The organism is Pelagicoccus sp. SDUM812005 (assembly GCF_031127875.1).
In the GTDB taxonomy this organism is placed as follows: Bacteria; Verrucomicrobiota; Verrucomicrobiia; order Opitutales; family Opitutaceae; genus Pelagicoccus.
Genome location: NZ_JARXIA010000032.1, coordinates 1 through 23,755, shown reverse-complemented (window position 1 = coordinate 23,755; position 23,755 = coordinate 1). Strand labels below are relative to the sequence as shown.

General features: G+C 60.5%; 19 protein-coding genes. 6 read left to right on the top strand and 13 right to left on the bottom strand.

Going from position 1 to position 23,755, the window contains the following annotated elements:
* Positions 1-3: 3 nt before the first annotated feature.
* The 4 genes from QEH57_RS23510 to QEH57_RS23495 are packed head-to-tail and all read left to right on the top strand — an operon-like array spanning position 4 to position 5,336.
* Positions 4-894, top strand: a complete 891-nt coding sequence (locus tag QEH57_RS23510) for a dihydropteroate synthase (RefSeq protein ID WP_309009251.1) — start codon at positions 4-6, stop codon at positions 892-894.
* Between the two features lie 4 nt (positions 895-898).
* Positions 899-2,653, top strand: coding sequence for an ASKHA domain-containing protein (locus QEH57_RS23505; protein WP_309009250.1), 1,755 nt, complete (start codon positions 899-901; stop codon positions 2,651-2,653).
* Positions 2,654-2,657: 4 nt separating this feature from the next.
* Positions 2,658-3,620, top strand: a complete 963-nt coding sequence (locus tag QEH57_RS23500; RefSeq protein ID WP_309009249.1) for a hypothetical protein — start codon at positions 2,658-2,660, stop codon at positions 3,618-3,620.
* A gap of 6 nt (positions 3,621-3,626) precedes the next feature.
* On the top strand, positions 3,627-5,336 hold the full coding sequence (locus QEH57_RS23495) for a sodium:solute symporter family protein (RefSeq protein WP_309009248.1): 1,710 nt from the start codon (positions 3,627-3,629) through the stop codon (positions 5,334-5,336).
* Positions 5,337-5,346: 10 nt separating this feature from the next.
* On the opposite strand, the gene QEH57_RS23490 is transcribed toward QEH57_RS23495, so the two are convergent.
* From QEH57_RS23490 to QEH57_RS23460, 7 genes are read right to left on the bottom strand one after another with little or no spacing between them, the layout of a single operon-like run.
* A complete protein-coding gene (locus QEH57_RS23490) occupies positions 5,347-6,129 on the bottom strand; it encodes a 6-phosphogluconolactonase (RefSeq protein WP_309009247.1) in 783 nt (260 codons plus the stop codon).
* A gap of 12 nt (positions 6,130-6,141) precedes the next feature.
* Positions 6,142-7,077 (bottom strand): hypothetical protein, encoded by a 936-nt coding sequence (locus tag QEH57_RS23485; protein ID WP_309009246.1) that lies wholly within the window; start codon positions 7,075-7,077, stop codon positions 6,142-6,144.
* 18 nt (positions 7,078-7,095) lie between these two features.
* Positions 7,096-8,106, bottom strand: a complete 1,011-nt coding sequence (locus tag QEH57_RS23480; RefSeq protein ID WP_309009245.1) for a hypothetical protein — start codon at positions 8,104-8,106, stop codon at positions 7,096-7,098.
* Positions 8,103-10,028, bottom strand: a complete 1,926-nt coding sequence (locus QEH57_RS23475) for a hypothetical protein (RefSeq protein WP_309009244.1) — start codon at positions 10,026-10,028, stop codon at positions 8,103-8,105. The genes QEH57_RS23480 and QEH57_RS23475 overlap by 4 nt, the downstream gene beginning before the upstream one ends.
* Before the next feature lie 42 nt (positions 10,029-10,070).
* A complete protein-coding gene (locus QEH57_RS23470; RefSeq protein WP_309009243.1) occupies positions 10,071-11,036 on the bottom strand; it encodes a zinc-binding dehydrogenase in 966 nt (321 codons plus the stop codon).
* Positions 11,033-12,034, bottom strand: a complete 1,002-nt coding sequence (locus QEH57_RS23465; protein WP_309009242.1) for a zinc-binding dehydrogenase — start codon at positions 12,032-12,034, stop codon at positions 11,033-11,035. The genes QEH57_RS23470 and QEH57_RS23465 overlap by 4 nt, the downstream gene beginning before the upstream one ends.
* Positions 12,024-14,072 (bottom strand): heparinase II/III family protein, encoded by a 2,049-nt coding sequence (locus QEH57_RS23460; RefSeq protein WP_309009241.1) that lies wholly within the window; start codon positions 14,070-14,072, stop codon positions 12,024-12,026. The genes QEH57_RS23465 and QEH57_RS23460 overlap by 11 nt, the downstream gene beginning before the upstream one ends.
* A 205-nt stretch (positions 14,073-14,277) precedes the next feature.
* Here QEH57_RS23460 and QEH57_RS23455 point away from each other — a divergent pair, with 205 nt between their 5' ends.
* Positions 14,278-15,684: a M28 family peptidase gene (locus tag QEH57_RS23455; RefSeq protein ID WP_309009240.1), complete on the top strand. Its 1,407-nt coding sequence runs from the start codon at positions 14,278-14,280 to the stop codon at positions 15,682-15,684.
* A 160-nt stretch (positions 15,685-15,844) separates the two neighbouring features.
* Here the strand turns inward: QEH57_RS23455 and QEH57_RS23450 are convergent, their stop codons facing one another.
* The 6 genes from QEH57_RS23450 to QEH57_RS23425 form a co-directional block, all read right to left on the bottom strand.
* Positions 15,845-17,146 (bottom strand): BNR-4 repeat-containing protein, encoded by a 1,302-nt coding sequence (locus QEH57_RS23450; RefSeq protein ID WP_309009239.1) that lies wholly within the window; start codon positions 17,144-17,146, stop codon positions 15,845-15,847.
* Between the two features lie 41 nt (positions 17,147-17,187).
* Entirely contained in the window at positions 17,188-18,486 is a 1,299-nt protein-coding gene (locus QEH57_RS23445) for a Gfo/Idh/MocA family oxidoreductase (RefSeq protein ID WP_309009238.1), read from the bottom strand.
* Between the two features lie 169 nt (positions 18,487-18,655).
* The gene (locus tag QEH57_RS23440; protein ID WP_309009237.1) at positions 18,656-19,618 is read right to left on the bottom strand and encodes an aldo/keto reductase; all 963 of its coding nucleotides are present in this window, start codon (positions 19,616-19,618) and stop codon (positions 18,656-18,658) included.
* Positions 19,615-20,286 carry a creatininase family protein gene (locus QEH57_RS23435; RefSeq protein WP_309009236.1) on the bottom strand — a complete coding sequence of 224 codons (672 nt, stop codon included), beginning with the start codon at positions 20,284-20,286 and terminating at the stop codon, positions 19,615-19,617. The genes QEH57_RS23440 and QEH57_RS23435 overlap by 4 nt, the downstream gene beginning before the upstream one ends.
* Before the next feature lie 86 nt (positions 20,287-20,372).
* Complete coding sequence (locus QEH57_RS23430; protein WP_309009235.1) at positions 20,373-21,695, bottom strand: DUF455 family protein; 1,323 nt, start codon at positions 21,693-21,695, stop codon at positions 20,373-20,375.
* Positions 21,696-21,742: 47 nt separating this feature from the next.
* On the bottom strand, positions 21,743-22,666 hold the full coding sequence (locus tag QEH57_RS23425; RefSeq protein WP_309009234.1) for a phytanoyl-CoA dioxygenase family protein: 924 nt from the start codon (positions 22,664-22,666) through the stop codon (positions 21,743-21,745).
* A gap of 98 nt (positions 22,667-22,764) precedes the next feature.
* Between QEH57_RS23425 and QEH57_RS23420 the strand changes: the two genes are divergently transcribed.
* Positions 22,765-23,613: an AraC family transcriptional regulator gene (locus tag QEH57_RS23420; RefSeq protein WP_309009233.1), complete on the top strand. Its 849-nt coding sequence runs from the start codon at positions 22,765-22,767 to the stop codon at positions 23,611-23,613.
* Positions 23,614-23,755: the final 142 nt, after the last annotated feature.

The following is a 23,755-nucleotide window of genomic DNA, read 5'->3' as shown; positions in this document are numbered from 1 at the left end:
CCAATGTCGGACACGAACATACCTACCACCATCATTTCCTCGAAATCGCACCGCGTGCGCATCGCCCCCAATCGTCGCACCGTCGTCATCGGCGAACGCTGCAACGCCCTCGGCTACAAGAAGGTTCGCGAAACCGTGGCTCGCGGAGAATGGGACGAAGTCGTCAACCGAGCCGTGGCCCAATACGAAGCGGGAGCAGGCGTGATCAACGTCAACATGGTCGGGCTCGACATCCCGGAAAAGGTGCTGCTTCCCATCGCCGTTACCGCGATTCGCTCGCGAGTGGATTGCCCGCTCTCCATCGACTTCGGCGATCCCGCCGCCCTCGACGCCGCCTTGGAAAAGGCGGAAGGGCGCTGCCTGATCAACTCCATTTCCGGCGAGCAGGAAAAGATGGACGAGATCTTCCCCATCGCCAAGAAGCACGGCGCCGCCATGGTAGCGATGACAGCGGACGACGATGGCATTCCCTACACCGCGGAAGGCCGGCTCAATTGCGCCTTCAAGATCCTAGAGGAAGGCAAGAAGTACGGATTTGGCATCGACGACTTCATCTTCGACTGCATCGCCATCGGCGTCGCCACCGATGTCGGAGCGGGTCGTTGTACGATGGATACGATGCGGTTTATTCGCGAGAAGCTGAACGCGAATATCACCCTCGGCGCCTCCAACGTAAGCTTCGGCATGCCCAAGCGAAAGACGCTCGACGCCTACTACCTCGCGATCGCGATCTACAACGGAATGAACGCGCCCATCACCGACATCACCCACCCCGCACTCAAATGGGCCATGCTCACTGCCGATACGGTCACCGGCGCCGACAAGCTGGGCATGAAGTACATCAAGGAAACGCGAGCCGAAAAGCGCGCCCTCGAAGCCGCACAGGCAAAGTAAGCTGATGCATAAAGTCGACATAGCCACGCCTTGCACCCTCTCCACTCACCTGAGGGAGCAGCGCATTCCCCTCAAGATGTCCTGCGGCGGACACGGTTCCTGCAAGACCTGCCGCGTCATTCTCGATGGCCAGCCCGTACTGGCCTGCCAGACCGAGGTCGAAGCGGGGTCCTACGACATCACCGTTCCCGAGTCGGCCGCCTCCAGCGCCAACATTTCCATCGACCTGAGCACCATCGAGGACGGCCTCATTTGCGAATCCCCCCGCTGGACCTGCGAGAGCGTTACGGTGCCCCCTTCCGAAGAGCATCCGAATCGATCCAACCGCCAGCGCATCGAATCTGCCTTGCCGCAGGGCCTCACCCTTGCTCCCCATTTCTTCGACGGAACCACGAGCTCTGACTTCGAAGGCCCAGTCGAGCTGGCCTGCTTCGACGGCCAAGCCCAATGCATCGCCAAAGGGGAGAACCGCAAATGCTACGCCCTGGCGGTCGATATCGGCACCACCACCTTGGCTGCCACCTTGATCGATCTGGAGAAGCGCGAACTGGTCGACTCCCGGGGGCGGCTCAACGGTCAATACGCCTACTCCGAAGACCTAGTCGCGCGTATCGCCTTTTGCCATACACCGGAATTGCTCGCCGAGATGCAGGAGCTGGGCCTAAAGCGTTCGCTTGCCCCTCTCCTTAAGTCGCTCCTACGCGACAACGGTGTATCCAGCGATCAAGTACTAAACACCGTACTCTCTGGAAATTCGCCAATGATCCATATCCTGCTCGGTCTCGATCCCACGGGAATGGGTGGCTGGCCCTTCAATGGAGTCGACTTCGCTCCCTCGCCTCGCCCGGCCGCCGACTACCGCCTACCGGGAAGGCAGCTGGAGTTCGTTCCTTCCCAAAGCGCCTACCTCGGCGGCGACATCATCAGCGGTCTCACCCTGTTGGATTTCGAAAGCCTGCCGGACAATACGCTTTTCGTAGACCTTGGAACCAATGCGGAAATGGCTTTCAAGAGCGAAGGGCGGCTCCTCTGCACCGCTGTCCCTGCTGGCCCTTCCTTCGAAGGCGGCGGCTTCCCCTGCGGCGTCAGCGCCATCCCCGGAGCCATCGACCACGTCTGGGAGGAAGGCGGAGAACTCCGCTACTCGACCATCGGAGACCAGCCTGCCATTGGACTTTGCGGATCCGGCATCATCTCTTTCGTGGCAGCGGCCTACCGCGCTCGCATCCTACGCAAGAAGGGGCGCTACACTCGTCGACACGATAAGGTCGAAACCCGAGAACTGCTGGGCCAATCGCAACGCGTCTACGCCTTCACCGAGGACGTGTACCTGAGCGAGGACGACATCAGCAACTTCCTGCAGGCAAAGGCAGCCGTGTTTTCCGGTATCATCACCATGGCCAAGGTCGCGGGAATCGATGTATTCGATATCGTGCAACTCCACCTCGCCGGCAACTTCGGCAAGCGCGTGCGCGTACCGGACATGATCGACATCGGGCTCATCCCCCCGCTCGATCCCAAAAAGGTTTCGCCCTGCGGCAACGCGTCTCTCAAAGGCGCCATCCATTACGCGATCGACCGCAACGCCAAGCACACCGTGCGTTCCCTCATCGACAAGCTGGAATGGGTGGAGCTCAACGCCCAGGAATCCTTCCAAAACGATTTCATCAACGCGCTCTTCATCCCGCACCTCACCCTGGAGTTCCCGGAGTCTCGCATCGAGCGGACTCGGACTAGCTCGGAACGCAGAAGGGCCTAAGCGAATGTCTTCCCTCATCCAACTCAACGAAGAGGCGCTCCGCTGCGCGATCGGCAAGGAGTTCACGTCCGGTATTCAAAAACTGGGGAAACCAACGGTAGAGAAATGGGTCATCCGCCCGGGCATGGAATTCGCCAGCCCTAACATTTGGTGGGGTGACACCTCTAAAACCCGCTACGATTCCTACGGAGGCGGTCCCCACGAAGGCCTCGACTTCGCGCTTGCCCAAAAAGTGGATACGCGACCGTTCCAAGCGGGCTTGCAAGGTCTCGGGGTCTCCACCCTGCTGCGCGGCCGCGTGCTGTGGCGCTTCGATGATCTTGTGGGCGACACCCTTATCGTCGCCAGCGACTACCAATCGCAGGGATACCGCTTCCTCGTCCAATACTCCCACATCGATAGCCAAGCGGCTCCCGTAGGCAGTGCGGTCGAGCTGGGTCAAAACCTGGGAACCATAAAGCGCTCCGACAACCTCAAATCGGTTACGGCCTCCCACCTGCACGTATCGACAGCGTTCCTCAACGAGGACCTGGTCGCCACGCCAGACAGTTCGGTCACCTTCGATCATTGGCTGCAATGGGAAAGTTCCGGCAAGCTCCACTACTTGGATCCGCTGTCTCTGGTTGCGCCTGAAGTGAGAGCGGCCCAATTCATCATCGGAAGCGAGGCCAAGTCCCCCATCGCTCGCCTCGTCAGCACCGGTTCCAGCAGGGATGATCGGGCAGCAATCCGCAGAGTCCTGGCACGAGCCTTCCCGGGCATCCAATCCCTCAACGCGAAAAACGCTGAAGCCGCCAAGGAGCTTACGGATTCCGATAGCATCTTAGTATCGAACAACCGCGAGTTGTGGAAAATTGAATACACCGGAAACCTTCAAATTCCCTCCACGCTGGAGCTCAGCGGCTACGGATTCAAGTTCCTAGTCGATACCATCTCTCTCATCGAATACGCTAACGCGAACATCTAAAATACTATGCTCGGAATCGGGTTCTTCAATCTCCTCGTCCTCATCGTCTACCTCGTAGCAGTCACCCTGCTCGGTACTCTTTCCATGCGAAAGATCAAAGGCATGAGCGACTTTATCATGCCGCGACGCTTCGGAAAATGGATGATGACCATGCATGCCTTCGGCTCCGGTACCCATTCCGACCAAGCTGTCAGCGTGGCCTCCAAAACCTATACCAATGGGCTTTCCGGAATATGGTACCAGTGGCTCTATCTCTTCGGGACCCCCTTCTATTGGCTGATCGCTCCCATGATGCGGCGCTTCCGGGCCCTAACCACCGCGGACATTTTCGAGCTTCGCTACAATCGAAGCGTAGCCATGCTGTATTCCCTGATCAGTATTGGAATGATGGTTACAACCATTGGTCTGATGCTCAAAGGATCCGGCGCCGTCATCTCGGGAGCCAGCGGCGGCAGCATTTCCCCGGGCATCGCCATCATCGCCATGACCATCCTCTTCGTGGCCTACGGCACAGCGGGCGGTTTAGGGGGAGCGATCGTCACCGATTTCGTTCAAGGGATCATGACCATCATCTTCTCCTTCCTCCTCCTGCCCTTCGTGCTCAACGCCACGGGTGGCCTGCAGGGAGTGCGTGAGACCATCGCGGATCCGCAAGTGTTCTCGCTGGTTGCCCCCAGCGAAATCGGGATCTTCTACATCGTTGCCATTGCGGTCAACGGCCTGATCGGAATCGTCACCCAACCTCACATCCTTTCGAGTTGCGCGGCGGGCAAGACAGAACGGGAAGGCCAGTTCGGTTTCGTGGTGGGAAGCTTCACCAAACGGTTCTGCACCGTCGCTTGGTGCCTAACCGGCCTTGCCGGAATCGCATACTATACCGGACAGCAAATCAATCCTGACCACCTCTACGGTATGCTCTCGCGCGAATTCTTCCCGCAGATCATGCCAGGCATGCTGGGACTCTTCATCGCGACCTTGCTGGCCTCCGTCATGAGCTCTTGCGACTCCTTCATGATCTCGGCCTCCGCCCTCTTCACGGAAAACATCTACAAACCTTTCCGTCCCAAGATGTCGGATACGCACTACCTCTGGGCCGCCCGGATCATGTCCGTGCTGGTAGTGCTGCTCGGCGTGATCTACGCCTATTCGCTTTCCGACGTTATCGAAGGCCTGGAGTTCCTCTGGAAGATCGGCCCCATGATGGGCATCGCCTTCTGGCTAGGGCTCTTCTGGCGCCGGGCGACTTCCGCCGCGGCGTGGACCTCGACCCTTTCCGCCCTCATGGTCTGGTGGATTACCTCCCAAGCCTTCTTCGCCAACTGGCTCTCTCAGTTCGACTTCGCAGAGAACGTCCGCTTGGTCGTCGAAGGCGAGGCCGGACCTGCCGTCTACCTCCCGTGGCAAATGACCCTCTACCTGAGCATCGGCTTCCTGGTGGGCATCGTCACCAGCCTCTGCACGCAACGCACTCCCAGCGAAAAGCTGGAGCGCTACTACGCCCTGCAGCGTACCCCGGTCCTGCAAGAGGAGAACAACGACGCCCCGCCTTGCACCCTTCCCGAGGGAGTCGCCACCCTCCCACGCAAGACCCTCTTCCCCAATTCGGAGTTTGAGCTCAGCCTGCCCAGCAAGCGCTCGGTCATCGGGTTTGCGGCAGGCTGGCTCTGCGTAGCTTCGATCGTCGGCAGCCTCTATTGGGTCGCTGCCGGTTCCTAACGGCAGCTCCCTAGAACTTCAGCAAGGAGGCTGAGTCCGGTTCCAAGAACAAGCGCGCGTTGCCGTGGATACGGCAAAGCGTCGCGGGACAGTGTTCGCCGATTGGGCCTTGCACCGCTGCTGCGACCGCCTTGGCCTTCGTCTTCGCAGGAATCACACCGCTCAAGAAACGGGCCTCCCTAAACACGCGCATGCTCAAGCTGATGGCCTGGGTCGGCACCGCGTCTATGTTCGGAAAGCAACCGTCGTTCACTTGCTGCTGCCGACATGCGGCATCCAAGCTTACCAATTTCGCCCAGCGAGGCTCGTCGAACGGAGCCGGAGGATCGTTGAAGGCAAGGTGCCCGTTTTCTCCGAAGCCGAGGCAGACGAGATCGATCGGCTTTTCCGCCAGCAGTTGATTCAGGCGGGCGCACTCCTCCTCGGGATCCGCGCATTCGCCGCGGATTTCGTGAAAGGCTTTCACGGATACGAACTTCAGGAAGTGCTCCTGCTGGTAGCGGCGAAAGCTCTGTTCGTGGCTAGCCGACAGCCCCATGTATTCGTCCATATGGAAAACCTCGATACGGGACCAATCCACGCGGTCGCGATTTTCCGGCTTCGTCAGCGAAGCGAAAAACTCGTCCTGCGAAGGTGCGCTCCCCACTACGATGCGCAGCGCTTCCTTTTGCTTTAGCTGGTCCTCGAGCAGGCTCGTTACATAGGCGGCCGCAGCCTCGCCCATATCTCTCCGCGACGCATATACGCCGAGCTTCAGCTTTCCGCTGTCCATTTCCTTAAGCAGTTTGTTCATTGTAATTTCTTGCTAGCAATCGGGGGCCTGCACGCGGATGCCGAAATGCTCCGCTGGAAGGCTGGAACACATCGCTTCCGCAGCACCTTCCTCCAGACCCAAACAATCTATGACGTTTCGGTAGGCCGCATCCATGGTCAGCGACGATCCCGCGAAACGATCGTCTCCCGGCAGGTGAACGATTCCGTCTTCGCCTACCTCTAGCTCGTATCCTGCCAATGAATACAGTCCTGGCGGCATGCCTGCAGCGGCCATGCAGTCCGTCGTGAAAAAGACCTTCCCCTGAGGCTTGGCTCGGAAGAAGTTTTGCAAGACAAACGCCGGCAAATGGATCTTGTCCGGGATCAGGCAAGCGATCAGCTCGTCTCGAGCGAGCAAGCGCTGGACGACGTTGTCATGGCGATGAATCTCCAAAGGCACCGCGTTCCCTAGATGGGTCGCCAAAGTGGCCCCCGCTTGAATTGCTGCGTCGATCGAATCCGCGCCCGCGTTGGTATGGCCTAGCCCGATACGCACCCCCTGCGTCACTGCCGACGAGATTGCCTCGATCGTCCCCTCCACCTCAGGGGCAAGGGTGATCAGTTTCAAATTTCCACCGGAGGCGTCGAAGAGCCGTTGGAAATCCTCCAAGCGCGCGGGACAGGCCAGTTCCTTGGAGTGGGCTCCGTGGAAGCCCGCTTCCGTGGAAATCCAAGGCCCTTCCAAGTGGTAGCCCTTGACCATGGCAGCTACGCGAGAATCCTGTTTCCGCAAGGCCTCCAGATTCTCGAGCTTGCGGCAGAGAGCCTCGACCGAGTCCGTTATCAGCGTCGCAAGGATGCCATGCGTACGGTGCCGCTCGAGGCCGGCCACCGCCGCTTGCATGCCAGTAAGCGTCAGCTCAGGAGACTGGAAATCAACGCCTGCAAATCCGTTAACCTGCAGATCGAAAAAGACTGGTTTGTTCATCGCTTCTGAAACCGCAGCCTACTCCACTGGAATGGTTCCCAGGTCGAAAACGTAAGCCCCGAAGAGGCCGCCGTCCTGCCAATCCCGGCCTCCATTATCCGAATACACCGTACCTTCCTCGAAGGTGGACACCCAAAGGCGTCCCTTCTGCTTGGGATCGTAGGTCATGGAAGTCACGTTTTGCGAAGGCAGGCCATCGCCCCTCGCTTGCCAGCTCTTGCCGCCATCCCGCGAAACCCAAACGCCCGTGCCCCATCCGGCCGCAGCCATGTTGTTGGCATCGTAGGGATCGACCGCCACCGCGTAAATATTGCGATCGGCGAGTTCGGCAGCCGACTGGCTCCAGCTCTTTCCGTCGTTGCGAGACAAATACACGCCTTGTCCTTCGGTTCCGGCAATCCATAGCTGCGAATCCGCCTCGCTGCGAGCGATACGCAAGATCGTCAACTTCGGCGAACTGCGAATCGGCCTCCATGTATTCGCTCCGTCATTACTTTGGTAAATGCCGTCCGCCGTACCGAGCAGCAATCGCTTGGGCTTACGTTCGTCTACGATGATGGTGCGGGAATACTTTTGTGCCAGGCCGCGATTCGCAGGAGCCCAAGTCTCGCCGCCATCGCGGCTGACGCTGACTCCCCAGACCGATGCGGCATACACGTTGCTCCCATCGACCGGGTCGATGGCGATCTTGGTGAAATCGCTCTCTCGCCAACCGGAGGTCATCTTCCAGCTTTCCCCGCCATCTAGGGACCGCACGATACCGTTGCCGCAGGCGAGGAATACGCGCTGCGGGTTGGACGGGTCGGTCTCAATGCTGTTGATCGCTTGGATCACCGGTCCGGTGCGGACCCATTCTCCGGAACTTGCTTCGTAGAGAAAGACGCCTGAATCCGTGGGGATCGGGCTGGATTCCTGAGCCTTGGTCATCGCCAAGGCCGCGAAGATTTGCTGCTCTTCCGTTCCTTGCGCGCTCGCCGACAAGGCCAATGCCGCGACGCCTGCCGCTAGAGTGTAAAGTGGATGCTTCATTCGGATTCTAGAATTTTCGTTTCCGCGCTGAGGGTTTTGAAATCCAAGGTGTATCGCTCCGGACCGAAACGGATTTCGAGCTTTTCGCTCTCCCGCTCGGCCTGAGAGTAAGGACCGTCGAAGAGCTTCCATTTCGTCGGGTCGACCACACGGCCCTCGACAGTGAGCTGCTCACCATAGCTCGCGGTCAATCGCTTCCCGTCGAGGTTGGTAAAGCTCACCGAGGGACTCGGTTCCAGCTTGTACTCCAAAGGCAGCGCCCGTACCGCTTGCATGAACCCGTCATAGGAGGCGAACTCGGAAACCGGAGCCACTTCCACGATGTATCCATTTTTCAAGGATTCGCTCACGTAGCTTTTGCTTCCGCGAGCCAGTTCCTCGAAGTTCGTGCTAAACCAAGCTCCCGCCCCGCTCTTGAGCAGCCCGGTCCAGTCCACTTCCTTCCAAACGCCGGGAGCAAAGGGGCGATAGGCGACGTACACAGGCCCGCCTTGTCCGAAGATCCAACCGGATTCGTCCTCGACCCGATTTTTCAAATCGCGGGAAAACAGGGTGTGGATCAAGGGGAAGCGAGCTCCTTCGGGAATGTCGTACAGGGCGATCAAAGTCGATTCGTCCTGGAACACGTGCTCGTAGGGCGATCCGCCTTCCAGCTTATCGGGCGAATCGTAGTCCACCTTCGAGCGAGCGATCAGATCGGTGACCGTGTCCCAATCGGAGGGGAAGTACATCGTGCCTTCGAGGGGCGACGAGTACGGTTGCAGGCCGAACATTGTATTCGTTTTTCCTGACGCATCCTCTTCCCGCCAGATCAAGCTCCAAGTCTGCTGCTGGATCGGCTGCAACAGACCGCCCTGCGATGAACCGAGGATGAAGTCCGGATGCACGTAGCTATACTTGTAGACCGGTGTCGTGCTCTTTCCGTCGATTTCAAAGGCGTCCGGACCCGCGTTGCGCAGACGCCAGCGAGTACGCTTCAGCTCGCGCTGCACGTAGGCCTTGTCGGCTCGGCCGTGGGCGATGCGATAGAGAATCGGCGGCGGCGTGTATCCACTGAGAGCGATAAGCGTATTTCCAGCGTTGGCTCGGTACTCCCCTTGGTTGAAGAAGAGCCAACCGTGGGCAGCGCCGGCCGTGAGGGAGGGCTGCAGAGCGTAGCGCGGATAGAGGCGGCTGTGGGCTCCGCCGTAGAGGCCTTCGAGGCTTTCCACCACGTAGTCGAGAAGGATGTAGTCCATCATCATCTTCCCCTGTTGGCGTACGACCGGGTCCTGAGCCCAACCAGCCAGCAACGCCATCGGACGCGTGTACTCTTCTATGTAGTTCGGGGAATCGTATTCACCCTGTCCATACGAGGAGGTGATGCGGATCCAGTCGCTGATGTACTCCTTCGCCTCCGCCATGTTTTCGGCGGACGACTTGCCGTTGTACCAATGCTCCGGACCGGCTTCGGGAAACATTTCGCAGGCCAGGTAAATGCTGGCGTAGTACATGATCCAGTGGTTTTCCGTATCGCCGCGATACGGGAAATAGGTCCGCCACAACTCGCGAATGAAGGCCCAATCGTCCTCGTTCAGCACCCCGCGCCCGGTTTCCATCATGAGCACCATGGGATGCATCCAGAACATCGCTCCCGTGGGATTCTGGTTCGCCTCGCGAATATGGGCCCTCGCCCACTCCAGGTTGGCGCCGCGATGCAGGTTCGCCGCCACCGTAAACATGCCTCCCCGCTTCGTATTGCTGGGATCCGTGTTTTCGACCACCTGGTCGATCACGTACTCGCAGCGCTCGCGAAACTGGATCGCCAACTCCGCGTCGCTCAGGAAGCGCTCCGGGGCCTGCCCTTGCAGGAACGCCGGCAAGGCCGCCACAGCGATCGCCCAAGGCAAAAACCGACTTATCTTAAAAATCCTAACTTTCATATGTGGAAGGGGGCTCAAACAATACTCTCTTTTCGTTGCAGATTACGGGGTGAAACAGATTTTGATCGCTTGCTGCGTTTTCAGCAGCTCCACGCCTTTGCGGTACTCGCTCAAGGGGAGCGTCTCGCTGATGAGCGGGGACAGCTTCAAAGCGCCGGACTTGATATGCTGCAGCGCCCGCTCCGCCGCAAACCGATTCTGGTTTCCATACCCCAGCAAGTGCAGTCCGCCGCACCATTGGAAGAAACCGAAGCCGACCTCTTCCCGCAAAACGCCGAACAAGGCGACCACTTCGCGGGTTCGCTTCAGCAAGAAGTTCACCGAGACGCCTAGCCCCGTGCAATCGACCGCCAATGCCAGGCGCCCTGGCTTGAAGCGGTCGTGCGGAAAGCAATCCGGTTCAGTCGGGTCGAGCGCCCGGTCGGCTCCTAGGCTCAAGGCAAGCTCACGTCGCGACGCCACCGGATCGAACGCGACCACCTCGCTGGCGCCGTAGGCTTTCGCCAGCTGCACGGCGAGCAGGCCGGCGGGGCCTAGGCCGCTTACGCCGAAGCGCTTCCCTTCGATAGGACCGATATTCAGGATCTGGTCGAAAGTAACTTGTATGCACATGGCCAACTCCAAGGAAGCGATGGCCTGTGTATCCAGATCGTGGGGAACTTTCAGGATGTTGGCCATATCCGCCAACACATACTCCGCGTAGCAGCCATCCCGCTGGGCGCCCTGGTCCTGCCACAGCGCCGCACGATCTCCGATGGTGAAATCCTCTACGCCCGCTCCGATCTCAGCGACCGTGCCAACCGCTTCGTGCCCCGGATGGCCTGGAGGCGTCGGATAGTCGATGACACCGCCCGGCGCCATTGACTCGCCCCGCATCAAGTGCAAATCCCACTGCGGGCAAGTCGCCACGCCTTGCACTTTCAAGAGAACTTGCCCTGCCCCAGGACTTGGGATCGGCACCTCCACCAGCTCCGGCTTACCGGCTGCCTGATATTGGATGGCCTTCATCGCGGGCTACCCTCCCAGTCCAAGATCACTCCCATTACCGGTTCGCTTTTGGTCTCGATCAAGCGCCAGGCCTTGGCGGCCTCTTCCACAGGGAAGCGATGCGTGATCAAGGAGAGCGTGTCCAGGGTGCCATCGGCCACGAGCTTCATCGTTTCCTCCAATCGCTCCGGCGTCGCTCCCGATACGAGGTCGATCGACAGCTCCTTGTAGCGAGGCGGCTGCAACTCCAAGCGGTCGTCCGGCCCGTAGAAGCCAGCCGAAACCAGATGGGCGAAACGCCGCAACAGTCCCTGCAGCGTATCCATAAGCGCGATACTGCCAACCGTATCGACCGCGACCTGAGCCCCATCGGGAAAAAGAGCCGCGACCTTTTCCACCCATTTTCCCCCCTCTTCCAAGAAGGTTTCTCCTTGCTTGAAGTAGGCGAGGCGATTCGGGTGCCGACCTACGAGGGCGACCTTCGCCCCTCGCGCAGCCAACATTTGGGCTGTCCACTGCCCGACCAAACCATCGCCAACCACGATGGCTCCCTCCCCGGGGCTGATGCGCGGACGAATGCCCGCGTTGTAGCCAACCTGGGTCAAGACCAAGCCCGAAAACGCTAGCGGATCCACTCCCTCGGGCAACTTCAAGACCGCCGCTCGCGGGCAAACCGAAAGCGAAACGTGCCCTCCTCGCGGCTCGAACATTCCATCGATCTTCCCGATGGAAGCGAATACGCGATCCCCCACCTTCAAGTCGTCCACCTCCGCTCCGACCCATTCCACCACGCCGACCTTCTGGTAGCCGGCGACGATCGGAAAGGGATGCGGATCGCCCGGACGCCATGGCGTATCGCCGTCCACTCGCTCTCCCCGCAGGTAGGAACCTTCCGTCCCGTTGCTGATCCAGCTATGGCTCACGCGCACCACCACTTGATCCGCAGCCGGCTCCGGACACTCCACGTCTTGAAAGGAAACGGTGTTCCGATCCGTAAATACAACTGCCTTAGACTTCATCGACTCCCTTCACTCTAGGAATTTCACCGCTTGTATCCAAAATACCCTTCACTCCGGCTGCTTCGAAATGCCAAGCCTTGCGCTTGCCCCTGATCTCAATAGCGGGCGCTTCCGCGACCTCGTTGCCCTGGGCAAGCATCACCGTACAGAGCTCATGCCGCAAGGCGGGCGAACTACGGGCCGCTACGAAAGGATAATCGCCAAGCTCCTTGTCGCCGTCGAGGCTCACTCCTTCGAGCAAATCCTCCGAAAAGTCGAGCTGGTCGGTTCGCACCGATAGCGGCGTATTCGCCGCAAAGCCACCACGCAGCGCCGCTCCCGGCCGTTTCAGTTCGAAGCGGGACTTGCTACGCGTCACCGAGGCGGAACCGTCACGGTTATCCGGAAAATACCGCACTTCGACCGCCTCCCGCTCCGACTTCAGCTCCACCTGGTCCAGCACCACGATCAGGTGCGGCTTCAGAAAAACCACCGTACGCAGCACTTTGGATACGTTCGCGTTCGCCAAGCGATAGGCATGCGTCGCGTCGCTCGTCCAGCTGACTCGCTTTCCGTCGTCGACGTAGGAAACGATTTCCGCCTTGGCCTGGCCGGCGTTTACCCCTTCCTCGCCTTCGTGGTACTGGTGGCCGCGTCCCCCGATCAAGATCGCGTTGTGGGCCTTGGTCATGCGCAGCGTCCACTTCGGATCGCGACGTTCGTAGGCCGCCCCGAAGGGGTCGTTCAGCAAGCGCTCGCCGAATGCCTTGTACAAAAAGCTGTTCCGATCCGCGTGTTCATGGTTGGCGGGATTCCCGCTGCGGAAGGCCAAGACTGCGTCTTGCTCGCCCCACCCGCTGCGGCAAATCACCCAGTCCAGATCGGTACGGTAGTTCAGGAGCTCCTGGCGTGGCGGCTTGCCGCTAGCCGCGGGGCGATACCAAAGATAGTCGAGGAAGTAGCCCGGCGAGGCGAAATGCTTCGTCGCATACTGAGCCGCCTCGTCCCCTGTTCGCTCCCGTATCCAAGATCCCACACAGGGATGGATCGATGCCCGGGCATCGCTGAAGTTCACCACGTCCGGCGTTCCGTCCGGGTTCTTCCCAGCCTGCATCACGGCTACGTCGTCGATAATGCCTGACCAATTGGTCGCGATCGACCAGTCGATGTCGCCCCGGACGCGGTAGTGCGCCTCGCAAAACTGCAACACCAGCCGCAGCGCGTAAGCCCCATAGCTCAGGCCCTCCGAGTAGCTCCCGTTTGGCGAAAACTCGCTCAAGACCTGATAGGTGCTGTCAACCGCGACCTTCAGCCACTCCTCGCAGCGAGGGTCACGCCCCTCCAGGGCCAAGGCGGCCAGCCCGAGCCCCATCGTGCTCGTCCCCCGCAAATTGGTTCGCCCTAGGAAATAGGGCCAGTTTTCCAGGCTGAAGTCGTTGATCTGCGGATGCTGCGGATCGTACCGCCACCCTTTCACCGTATCCGGATTGTTCATACCTTGAATGGTCCGGTAGCAAGGGACCGCCCCCTTGCTCGCCAAGGCCGACAGGAAACGTTCGTTCAAGTCCGAACCGAAGTCGTCGCCCAAGGCTTCCCTTATGAAGAGCAGACGCGACACTGCCATAGCCGCCCGCAGCAGGCCGATATCCTCGTCCCCGTCCATGAGGTAGTCCCACTTGGGCAAGGCCACGACCTTTTCGAAATGCTCGAGCAGCGCCTCCCTGCGTTCGTCGGTCGGTTCCACGATGTAGACCACGGCGCTGTGCTCGAAGGCCGCCCAAAAGTCCCGCATGTCGTAAACGATGTTCCCGGTCTTGGCGAACTTGCTCCAGCCCGCGACCAGGGCTTGCGGCGAAGTCGCCGCCCATTCGCGAAACGTCGGCCCTAGAAGCTCGGAGCGGGCGTTGCTGCGAATCCGCGGAATGTCTTCCTTGTCGAAGAATAGCCGGCCGGCGCCCCTAGGCGTCGTACGTCCCGCCACCATCGACAGGGGTAAGATCGTCGCGCCCGCAAGGGCAATACCGCTCCACTTAAGGGCGTCTCGTCTGGAGATGGTCATAGGATCGAAGTACAATTTCGGGGTGAACCGTCACGCTACCAGCTCCTTGGCTGCCAGAAACCCTGTTCCGCGCTATATTGTAAAACAAGGCCCCCATTGCCGGCCCCCCGCTTCTCCCGCAAAAAGCCCTCGCAAGCGGCTCCCGCGCAGCTGGCACCCTGGAACCGATCGGACCCGAGCTCGATCGCAACTTAAGAAACGCTTTATGAAGAAACTCGCACTCCTACCCTTCGCCGCGCTCCTCGGCGTCGCGACCCTTTCCAACGCCAGCGACGAGCTGGCGCGGGAACGCCTGCTGGGCTCCGCCTTCCTGGACAACCAGTCCTACCACCTGCTGGAGGAGATGACCAACCTCTACGGCGGCCGCATCACCGGCTCCGAGTCGAACGAGAAATCCATGCAAATGCTGGAACAAGCCCTCGACGCCCACGGCATCGCCAACCACCGCGAAGCCTTCACCTTTCCCGGCTGGGAGCGGCGGGAGGACCGAGCCACCCTGCTCCACCCGCTCAAACGGGAGCTGCGCTCCATCGCCATGGGCTACGTGGACCAGCATGCGAGCTTCGCCGCCGAACTCATCTACCTGGGCAAGGGAAGCGAGCAGGAGATCCCCGCTAACTCCCAGGGAAAGATCGGCCTGCTGGCTGCCAACGTAAAGCTATCCCAGGACAGTATCCAGTCTTTAGCTACGGAGAACGGCATCGTCGGTTTGCTCCTGACCAACCGAAAGAATGGCGGCCAGCTGCTGGCCCGCACCGCGAACTACAGCGGCGACGCCTCCCCCATCCCCATCTATTCCGTAACCGAAGAGGAAGGCCACTGGCTCAAGCGCCTCGTGGAGAGCGGCGAAAAGCCCCGCGTGCAGCTCGCGACCACCTCCATCGTCAAGGAAATCGAGTCCTACAACCTGGTCGCAACCTTGCCCGGAAAAACCTCCAAGAAGATCGTGATCGGCGCCCACTTCGATTCCTGGGACCTCGGCCAAGGCGCCTTGGACAACGGGCTCGGCATCGCCCAAGCCTACGACATCACCCGCCTCATCCATAAGATAAATCCAGAAAACCATTTTACCATCGAAACCGTTTGGTTCAACGCGGAGGAGTTCGGGCTCTTCGGTTCCTACGCTTACATGGAGCAGCACCAGGACGACGAAATCGTGGCCATGATCAACATGGACATGGTGGGCAATCCGCTCGGCGCCAATGCCATGGGCTTTGTTTCGCTCATGCCAGTCCTCAAGGAATTTTCCCAAGGAATGGGTGGCCTTTCCTTGCCAAAGCCTGTTGTCAACGCCCCCTGGCTCGGCAGCGACCACATGCCTTTCATCGTCCAGGGGATTCCTTCCATTACCTTGAACGCGCCCATCGATCCCGATGCGGTCGCCTTCTACCACGACTTCGGAGACACCTTCGAAAAGGTAGACGAAGAAGTCTTGGCGAAATCGATCGGAATTCTCTCCCTACTCACCTTCCAGCTCGCGAACGATCCCTCCCTCGATGGCCTTCGCTTGAACCGGGAAAAAACAATCGAACTGCTGCAAAACGCCCGTCTCGAGCTACGCATGAAACGCTACAACATCTGGCCTTTCGAAGACGAACCAAAGGCTCCCTAGAGCATTTTTCGTCTGATCATTCGCAAATGGTAGGGCGGGACCGCCGGGCACGCCGCGTTTCCCTCATCACACAGTACGACTAACGAAACGACCCCCGCCTAGCCCTTCCTCTCCCATCGAATTCCCATCGAAGGGATCGATTCTAAGCCCTGGGCGTCCGCTACTCTGTCGGAACCCACCACACCTCGTTGCTGAGGCGGTCGCTTAAGCTGTCGCCTCGAGCCCCTACCGTGTAAACGAAACTTGGATACGCTCCCATTTCGTTGAAGCCGGTAGGCCGTTCCATATTCGGCATCCAGCTCGGAGTCTCGGGGTCGATGCGACCCAATAGATTTCCTGCAAAGCTCTCCCCGCCGTCTTCCGAGCGAAAGCAAACCGCTTCGGAACTGGGATCCCCCCAGTCCGGCGCCAAGGGCTCCACCTGCATGGCGACCGCCGTGACCACGGGTTGCCCGGCCTCGCCGAACGCAACGCCGCCATGCATGAACAGGGCCCAGTCCCGCACTTCCTCTGGCAGGTAGGGATTGAGGTGGCGGTGGCGCCACTTTCCGTTTCCGTAGGGACGAGCCAAATACGCTTGGCTGCTGTCCTCGGTTCGTACGCTGTAAGGCACGTAGGGAAGCCCGTCGGGGCCGATCGCCAAGGAGCCTGCGTTCAGGATGCGCCCCTCGCGGCCGCGACCGCTCGCGATGACGTCCAGCGTCTCCGCTGTCGCCGGCAGGGAAACCGGAGCTCCGTCCGAGCGCGACCAGCTACGCCCGCCGTCCTCGCTTTTCAAATACCCGACAGTCGTCAAGGGTTGCTCCAGCTCGTCTTCCGGCAACTCGTAAATACGGGTCGCAAGGTGCAGGGTTCGACGATCCGCCCCCCATGCCAAGGAGGCGGCGAACTGAGCGTAGATCCCATGCCGCGACCGCAGCACCGCGCCTTGCCGTTCCCAGTCTCCGTCAGGTTCCTTGCGCCACATCTCCAATTCCCAAGGCTTGTCCTCGTAGCTGCGCCGGGCCGCTAGCACCAACGTTCCGTCGGGAGCGCAGAGCAAGGCGGGATAGGTCAGATCCCGGCCGAAAGGAATGTATTCGCTCCACTGCGACGCGTCATTGGGCCGCACTGACTTGCGATAGCGAACCGGATGGTGGTGGGCGTAGTAAATGACATGCAAATAGCCTTCGGCGTCCACCGTCAGGGCCGGACCGCCGTGGTTATCCTCGGCTTCTCCGATCGTATAGCGCTCCGACCAAATGCCGCTTTCCCGATCCAAACTTCGGATACAGACACGGAAGCCCTCCTCGCTGGAGTCGAGCCACGCCACATGCGTCTTGCCCTCGAAGGTCACGATCTTCGGCGACTCCAGATAGGCGGTAGCCCGTCCCGATCCCTGATCCGAAAGCAAGGTCCCCTCCCGGGCTGCGACTGAAAGGGCCATCCCCAGCCCCAGAATGATCATTGCGATACTTTTCATAGTCTCCTGGCCCCGGTCCTTCCACCAATTGGCGCTGCGTGCTATTTCGCGAGCTTGCGGGCGGCCTTCCCGCGCTGGGCGTCGGCGCAGAACCGCCCGAGAAAAGCCTCGTAGTCGGACGTGTCGGCCACGCTCGGTTCGACCGCCCAAGGCGCCCCGAGCTCCTGGAAACTCTTCCTTTCGTAGAAGGAACGCAGGGCAAAGTATTCCAAGTCGCACACCGTATCCACGACCTCGCCCGCTTCGTCGCAAACGGCCTTCCGGTAGGCTGGCGGGATCTCCTGGATTTCCGCTGTATCGTGCACCGTGTTGACCCACTTAACGGTGCCCCTCGCCAGGTCGCTGGTGCAAATCCGAGCGGACTTGCCCTCGATGCGATCCAGGACGTTGTCGAACATATGGTCCCGTACGGAGATCTGATCCAGCTTCGGATAGCTGCGGCGAACCCCATCGACCTCCACCTCGTAATCGCCGATGAAGCGCCAAAAGATTTCCCCTTTCTCCCCTCGTATCCGGATCTCCGGATCGTAGCGCTGGCAAGTGCTGTGGCTGAGCACCACTGCGGCTTCGATCCCCGAGTCCATCGTCGCGACGCTGCGCACCGTATCGTAGCTCTCGATCGGCTTGGAGCGGTAGGCCTCGGCCTGCAAGCGCACGATATCCGCCTCCTTGCCGCGCTCCTTGCCGGACCAGAAGAGGATCAGGTTGATGAGGTGGCAAAGCGCATTGTGCAGCGGCGAATCCAAGATCCAGCTGCGACCGTCGTGCAGGCGCCCGCTCCATTTGTTGCGGGCGTAGTAGCTGCGCATGCGGGGCCAAAGCGCCAGGCAATCGATGCGTTCCACCTTGCCAATCTCGCCGGATAGCAAGCGTTCCTTGATGTCCCAGGTTTCCTGCTGGTAGGCGTACTGGAACCCCACGCTGATTCCGATGCCGCTGCGCTTTTCCGCCGCCTGGATGGTTGCCACGTCCTGCAAGGTGGGAGCCAAGGGCTTCTCCACCGTTACCTGGTAGCCGCGAGCCAGGCTCTCCACTACCATTTGCGTGTGCCAGCCGATGCCCGTCGGGATGCAAACCCAGTCGATCAGCTCCTGGCCCTCTTCCAGCATTTCCAAGTAGTCCCCGAAAATCGGGACGTTGCGTTCCTGGAAGAAGGCGATCTGCTCGACGGTGTCCTTCGGGTTGATGATGGTGACCGCGCCCCAGGCCACCCGCCCGAGATCTACCAGTCGCGTCAAGGCTTCGAAGTAGGCGGAGCCGTAGCCGGTCACGCCGACCAGCCCTACACGAACTGGCGCGTGCGGGCGTTGGGAAAAGGGGGAGGTTTTGCTGTTGGTCATCCGCTGGAAAACGAGCCGAAACGGCTCTCGTAGTAAGAAGGAGTGCGGCCCCTGCGACTGGCGCAGAACGGGCCGATAACGCACAAGCTAGCCGATCCAGCGCGGCCGGTCATGGAAAAGTTGTTTTTCCAGTAAAGCGGATTCCCCCGCTCCTCCCTAAACGCCCTTCCTAGGCGGGACAAAAGTCCTGGGCGTGCAGCTCCTCGCAGCGTTCCAAGGTGGCCGCCGCAAACGGCTCCAATTGGCTCGCTCGGATCGAGTCTTCCAGCTCCGCCAGCGACTTCGCCCCGGAAAGCGCCAGCGACACCCCAGGCTGGTCCAAGACCCAACGGTAAGTCGCCTCGGGCAAGGTCTTCACCTCGCCTCCCAGCAAGGCCTCCTTCAGGGCTTCCGCGTAGTCGACCCGCTGGGCAATTTCCTCCCGCGAGTAGCGAGCGTTCAAGCTGCCCGCCGGGAAAACCGTGTCGCGCTGGATGGTGCCGCTCAGAAATCCGTTCGCCATGCACTCGCGCGCCACCACTCCGCAGTCGAGCCGCCGGGCCACCTCGATCAAGGGCCGCGTCTCGCGATTGAAAGGGCTGAGCACCACCTGGATCGCGTCGATCTTGCGATCCCGCATCCAGTCGGCCGACATCTCGCAGGTGTCCTCGTACATCGAGACCGAGTGGCCCAGCGAGCGCAGCTTGCCCTCCTCCTTCAGCTTGCCGAGCTCCTCCCAAACGCCGTCGTCGATCTCCGAAGGCCCGAATGGCGAATGGAAAAACAGCAGGTCGATCCACTCCGTGCCGAGTCGGCGCAGGCTGGCCTCGCAGGATAGCCGGGCTTCCTTCGCCGTGAAGCGGCCCGGCATCACGTCCGTGGCCGTGCGGCCAAACTTCGTGGAAATGACGACCTCCCCGCGACGCGATCCAAGAGCGGCGCCGAGCACCGTCTCCGCCACTCCGTCTTCCGTCTTCGACCCGTAAAGCGGCGCCGTATCGAAGAAGTTGATACCTCGGTCGATCGAGCCTTGGATCAAGGACTGTGCCGCAGCCTGCTCCACCTCTCCGTAGACCGAGCTGCCAAGCGCCCAAGTCCCCAATCCTACTTCGCTGACCTGCAGCTCCGTTCTTCCCAGTCTTCTCGTATTCATCGTTTTGCGTTTATCTCCTTCGACCAGACGGCGATCGCCGGCACGGCATTCTGCAATAAAATCTCGAGCTGCTTCGCTCCCCGCTCCTCGCTCGCCTCCCGCGGGTCCTCGCCCGTTATCCCGTCTTCGTCGAGCGTCAAGGCTCGCTCCGGCAAGTCCGACACCTTCACGCTGCCGGGCTGGAAATACATCTGGTAGGAAGTTTCGTAGGCGCCGGCATGGTCGGCCGAAAAGTCTCCGCCCTCCAGAAAATGGTTGTCCGCGCACACCTTGAACGCCGTGCCGGCCGCCTGGGCCCGAGCCCGTGCCGCTCCCGCTTCCAAGGCGTCGATTTGTTCCGGCGGATAGTGGCCCGTAAAAAGGACCACCAGCGTAAAGCCTTCCTCCGCCAACTGCAGGCAAATCTCCTCCGCCAAGTTCGTGATCAGCCCGGCCGAAATATCGATGGAGTGCGGAAAGCCCTTGAAGGGCTTGATCGTGTTCGCAGCCAGCGGTATGGCGGGAAGAACGACGCCGCCCGTCCGCTTGGCCAACTCCCAACAAATTCCCTCCGCCTTGGTCGAATCCAGGCCGATCGGGGCATGGGCGCTGTGCCACTCCAAAGCTCCCCACGGCACGTAGGCTATCGGGCTTCGAGCTAGGACAGCGTCAATTTCGCAGGGCCTCATATCGCTGTAGCGACCCCAAGTTACGGCCGCCGAAGGCGACGAGTCAGAATAAGCAGCGCACATAAAACAATGGGTGGGGTCGAGCGTTAAGACTGCTTGCTGGCCAAGGCCAATAGGTCCGAACCGGTTACCCGCTCTTCCGGACTCAAGCTATGCGGCGTCTTTCCGCCGAACTCCTCGGCAAGCGCTTCGAAACGTATCCGCGTCGCCGCTACAAATTCCGCAACCGGACGGGTTTCGCCGAACAGCTTCATGATCTCTGGCAACCAGCGATGGCCGTAGCGCACGTGCCCTTGCTCGTCGTTTCGATCGAAGGCCAAAAGCGTATCCGCCTCGAAGTCGTTCAGCTCGCGGACCCGGTCCATGACCTTGGCCTTGGTGGGAAAGCTACCCGCCTCGAATTCCATGGTCATCATGGCGTAGCGTTCCGCAGGCGTCATTTGCACGAGAATGTTGTACAGGTCCAAGGAATGCTCCAGCTTCGTCAGGTCGACCCCCAGCTTGGGCAGCTGGCGATAGCCGAACTGGCTGTGCCGCGACTCGTCCCAAAGGTGGCGGGCCAGGTCGAAATGCAGGTCGAAGGGAGCGTCCCGCGTATCGTAGAAAACCGTTGCCAAGTAGTCGACCGCGTCGAGCTCCATCATCAGCCAAACGTAAACCATGAGGCGTACTACCCGCGCGTCCGTCTGCGGATCCTCCAGCCAGTCCCGCACGATCGGGTCCGCCTGCGGGTCGTTGCCGAAAACGCTCGAGCAAACGGGATACGAGCCGCGATTGCAGGTCGCCGGGTGGCGGTAGGGCTTTTCGGAAACGCTCCAAACGAAGTCCTCCGGCAAAGGCAGCCCCGGCTCCTTCATCAGCCAACCGCCCACCGCCTGCAGGCAAGCCGTCAGGCGCTTCTCCCACGCCGCGGACTCTACTCCTGCCAGATACGGTTCGATTTCCTGGGCATGCCGTTTCTCGTCCTGGATAAACTCCTCCACCAGCTTGCTGGAAGGCCAGTCCGCCAAATGGTTGGTCTCTTCCAGGTAGCTCTCGTAGGCCGCCAAAAGCGCCGGCTTAAAGACGCGATAAAAACCCGCCACCGCCTGCAGGGCGTCCTCCGGGCTGATGGCCTCGTCGAAAAGCTGGCGAATCTCCGTCCGCACTTGCTCGCCCTTGCCGAAGCCGCTCAACTCCCGTCCGCGCTCGCGGATGAAGCGGGCATGCCCCGCCGCTTCCCAGACGTGCTGGCAAAGCGCGTACTTCAATTCGATGTCCCCGACTCGATAGATCAAGGTGGTCGCGCAGCAAACGAACTCGCGCTCCACTTCGAAGAGAGCCCGCAGGTAGCCTGCCATGTCCTTAACTGCTGCCATGCGACCGCCCAGGGGACGCGAGCTCGATACCTTTGCGTTGGAAGAAACCATAGTTTTTTTTGGGGAAACGTTCTTTCTGGATCGGGGGGTGTAGTGATTTAGCAAATACGTCCGAGCTTCGCAGCCTTGCCGTGCCCGGGAGGGTTCACGCCGACCCAGCGCTCGTCGATGGGCTCGCTCGCTCGCTGGTAGCGGCTGTCGCTGGAGATGCGCAGCGTATTCTCCGTCATGTTGTCGACGGACGCGTGCACCAAAAACATGCCGAAGGTCAGGAAGTCGCCTGCCTCGAACTCGGTGGTCAGCCAACGCCCGCCAAAGCTGTTACGCACCGCTGGCGGATTCTTCGACAAGGTACCCGTAAAGGTCCAGCCACCATCCTCCGCTCGCTTCTTCTGCTCCGGCTTGTTTTCGCAATAGCTGTCCACGTCGCGGTAGACGTAGCGCTCCAGCATGTCCATGCGCTTGTGCGAGCCCTCCAAGATCATCAGGCCACCCAACTCGTATGAGATATCTCCATACGGCAGCCAGCAGGTCAGGTGCTGGTGCGTGCCCCGCCCCATGTAGGGCAAGTCGCAGTGCGGATTGGTGCCCTTGCCGGGACGCATCGCCCGCAGCCAAGTGAAGTCGTAGTGCCGGATCGGCTCGTCGTAGAGCTGGCGATAGAACTCCGTCAGCCTACCCGAATAAAGCAGCTCCTGCACGCTCTCGCTTTCCCGCGCCGCCTGCGGCATGAAGCACAGCCCCTCGCCCGGCTTGCAGCGAGCCTCCTCCTGCGGATAGGCCGGATCCAGAATGCCGTCCGCCGCCAGCTGGGAAGTGATCGAGGAGCGGGCCTTCCGGACCTTGTCGCGATCCAGATAACCCTTCATGTACAAGTACCCATCCTCCGCCAGCCGACGCCGGAGCTCCGGAAAATCTTCGGCAGCGTCGGAAGAGTCTTTCAACAAGCCGACCTTGTCCTCGTCCATGTCGAGCTTGTGGCCATAAGAGGTCAGCGGCGGAATTGGGTAAGTCGTTTTCATAGGCGCTAGAAAGGGGGTTAATACCGACCCCCAGCATACCTGAAAAAGAGCTCTTCGAAAATGGTTGTAATGGGAATTCACATGTAGATTTTGGGAATATGCCCGCTCAGTCATCCTTCCGCCTCGGTTCTTGGCTCAAAGCCCCCATACGCAGCGAGATCGGCACTTTATCCCTGGTCGGAGCCCTGCAGGACACCCGCGGCATCAACCCCAAGTCCATGCGCGTCCTGGGCAGCTACGCGCTGATCTTTATACGATCTGGAAAAGGACGGTACCGCGACGCCCACGGGCAGGATCTCGCCTTCCAGGCCGGCGACGCGATTCTGGTGTTCCCCGATCTCGCCCATGCCTACGGCCCCCTTCCCGGCGGCCGCTGGGAGCAAATCTACACCGTATTCCACGGACCCCAGTTCGAGCTGCTGCAAGAAGCCGGCATCCTCTCCCCCGACAATCCCCTCTGGCGACTCGGCCCCGTCGCCCACTGGCAGCACCGCCTCGAAGAAATATTCTGGGGCGACGCCCCCCGTAGCGAAGCCGAAGCGGCCCGCACCCTCGGACGCTTCAGCAGCCTTATCACCGACATGGCCGCCACCCAAGCCGAGGCCCAACGCTCCCCCCGCGAAGCCTGGCTCGGCGAAAGCATGCACCTGCTCGCCGAGCCCAGCGCCCACGGCTGGCTCAGTCCCCAGGAGGCCGCCCAGCGAGTCGGCCTCAGCTACGAAAACTTCCGCAAGCTCTTCGCCAAGCACGTCGGCGAATCCCCCGGCGCCTTCCAAAAGCGGCGCCGCATCGAGCACGCCTGCGCCATGATCTACCAAAGTTCCCGCTCCTTCAAGGACCTCGCCGACGAGCACGGCTTCTGCGACGTCTTCCACTTCTCCAAAGCCTTCACCCAAGTCATGGGCGAATCCCCCTCCGCCTACCGCAAACGCGTCAACGGCAAGTAGCAACGATCACCAGTTTCCCAAAAACGAAAAAGCACACAAAAACCAAACCGACGAAGCCCCTTCGCCATAACGAAGGCGTCCCTCCTCGTAGGGCCGTCGCTTGCGACGCGCCGCAGTGCAAGATCCAACCAATTCACCACTC

What these genes read in the sequence shown, in the direction of transcription:
- QEH57_RS23510 (WP_309009251.1), top strand. Translation starts at nt 4, where the DNA reads ATGTCGGACACGAACATACCTACCACCATCATTTCCTCGAAATCGCAC.
- QEH57_RS23505 (WP_309009250.1), top strand. Translation starts at nt 899, where the DNA reads ATGCATAAAGTCGACATAGCCACGCCTTGCACCCTCTCCACTCACCTG.
- QEH57_RS23500 (WP_309009249.1), top strand. Translation starts at nt 2,658, where the DNA reads ATGTCTTCCCTCATCCAACTCAACGAAGAGGCGCTCCGCTGCGCGATC.
- QEH57_RS23495 (WP_309009248.1), top strand. Translation starts at nt 3,627, where the DNA reads ATGCTCGGAATCGGGTTCTTCAATCTCCTCGTCCTCATCGTCTACCTC.
- QEH57_RS23490 (WP_309009247.1), bottom strand. Translation starts at nt 6,129, where the DNA reads ATGAACAAACTGCTTAAGGAAATGGACAGCGGAAAGCTGAAGCTCGGC.
- QEH57_RS23485 (WP_309009246.1), bottom strand. Translation starts at nt 7,077, where the DNA reads ATGAACAAACCAGTCTTTTTCGATCTGCAGGTTAACGGATTTGCAGGC.
- QEH57_RS23480 (WP_309009245.1), bottom strand. Translation starts at nt 8,106, where the DNA reads ATGAAGCATCCACTTTACACTCTAGCGGCAGGCGTCGCGGCATTGGCC.
- QEH57_RS23475 (WP_309009244.1), bottom strand. Translation starts at nt 10,028, where the DNA reads ATGAAAGTTAGGATTTTTAAGATAAGTCGGTTTTTGCCTTGGGCGATC.
- QEH57_RS23470 (WP_309009243.1), bottom strand. Translation starts at nt 11,036, where the DNA reads ATGAAGGCCATCCAATATCAGGCAGCCGGTAAGCCGGAGCTGGTGGAG.
- QEH57_RS23465 (WP_309009242.1), bottom strand. Translation starts at nt 12,034, where the DNA reads ATGAAGTCTAAGGCAGTTGTATTTACGGATCGGAACACCGTTTCCTTT.
- QEH57_RS23460 (WP_309009241.1), bottom strand. Translation starts at nt 14,072, where the DNA reads ATGACCATCTCCAGACGAGACGCCCTTAAGTGGAGCGGTATTGCCCTT.
- QEH57_RS23455 (WP_309009240.1), top strand. Translation starts at nt 14,278, where the DNA reads ATGAAGAAACTCGCACTCCTACCCTTCGCCGCGCTCCTCGGCGTCGCG.
- QEH57_RS23450 (WP_309009239.1), bottom strand. Translation starts at nt 17,146, where the DNA reads ATGAAAAGTATCGCAATGATCATTCTGGGGCTGGGGATGGCCCTTTCA.
- QEH57_RS23445 (WP_309009238.1), bottom strand. Translation starts at nt 18,486, where the DNA reads ATGACCAACAGCAAAACCTCCCCCTTTTCCCAACGCCCGCACGCGCCA.
- QEH57_RS23440 (WP_309009237.1), bottom strand. Translation starts at nt 19,618, where the DNA reads ATGAATACGAGAAGACTGGGAAGAACGGAGCTGCAGGTCAGCGAAGTA.
- QEH57_RS23435 (WP_309009236.1), bottom strand. Translation starts at nt 20,286, where the DNA reads ATGAGGCCCTGCGAAATTGACGCTGTCCTAGCTCGAAGCCCGATAGCC.
- QEH57_RS23430 (WP_309009235.1), bottom strand. Translation starts at nt 21,695, where the DNA reads ATGGTTTCTTCCAACGCAAAGGTATCGAGCTCGCGTCCCCTGGGCGGT.
- QEH57_RS23425 (WP_309009234.1), bottom strand. Translation starts at nt 22,666, where the DNA reads ATGAAAACGACTTACCCAATTCCGCCGCTGACCTCTTATGGCCACAAG.
- QEH57_RS23420 (WP_309009233.1), top strand. Translation starts at nt 22,765, where the DNA reads ATGCCCGCTCAGTCATCCTTCCGCCTCGGTTCTTGGCTCAAAGCCCCC.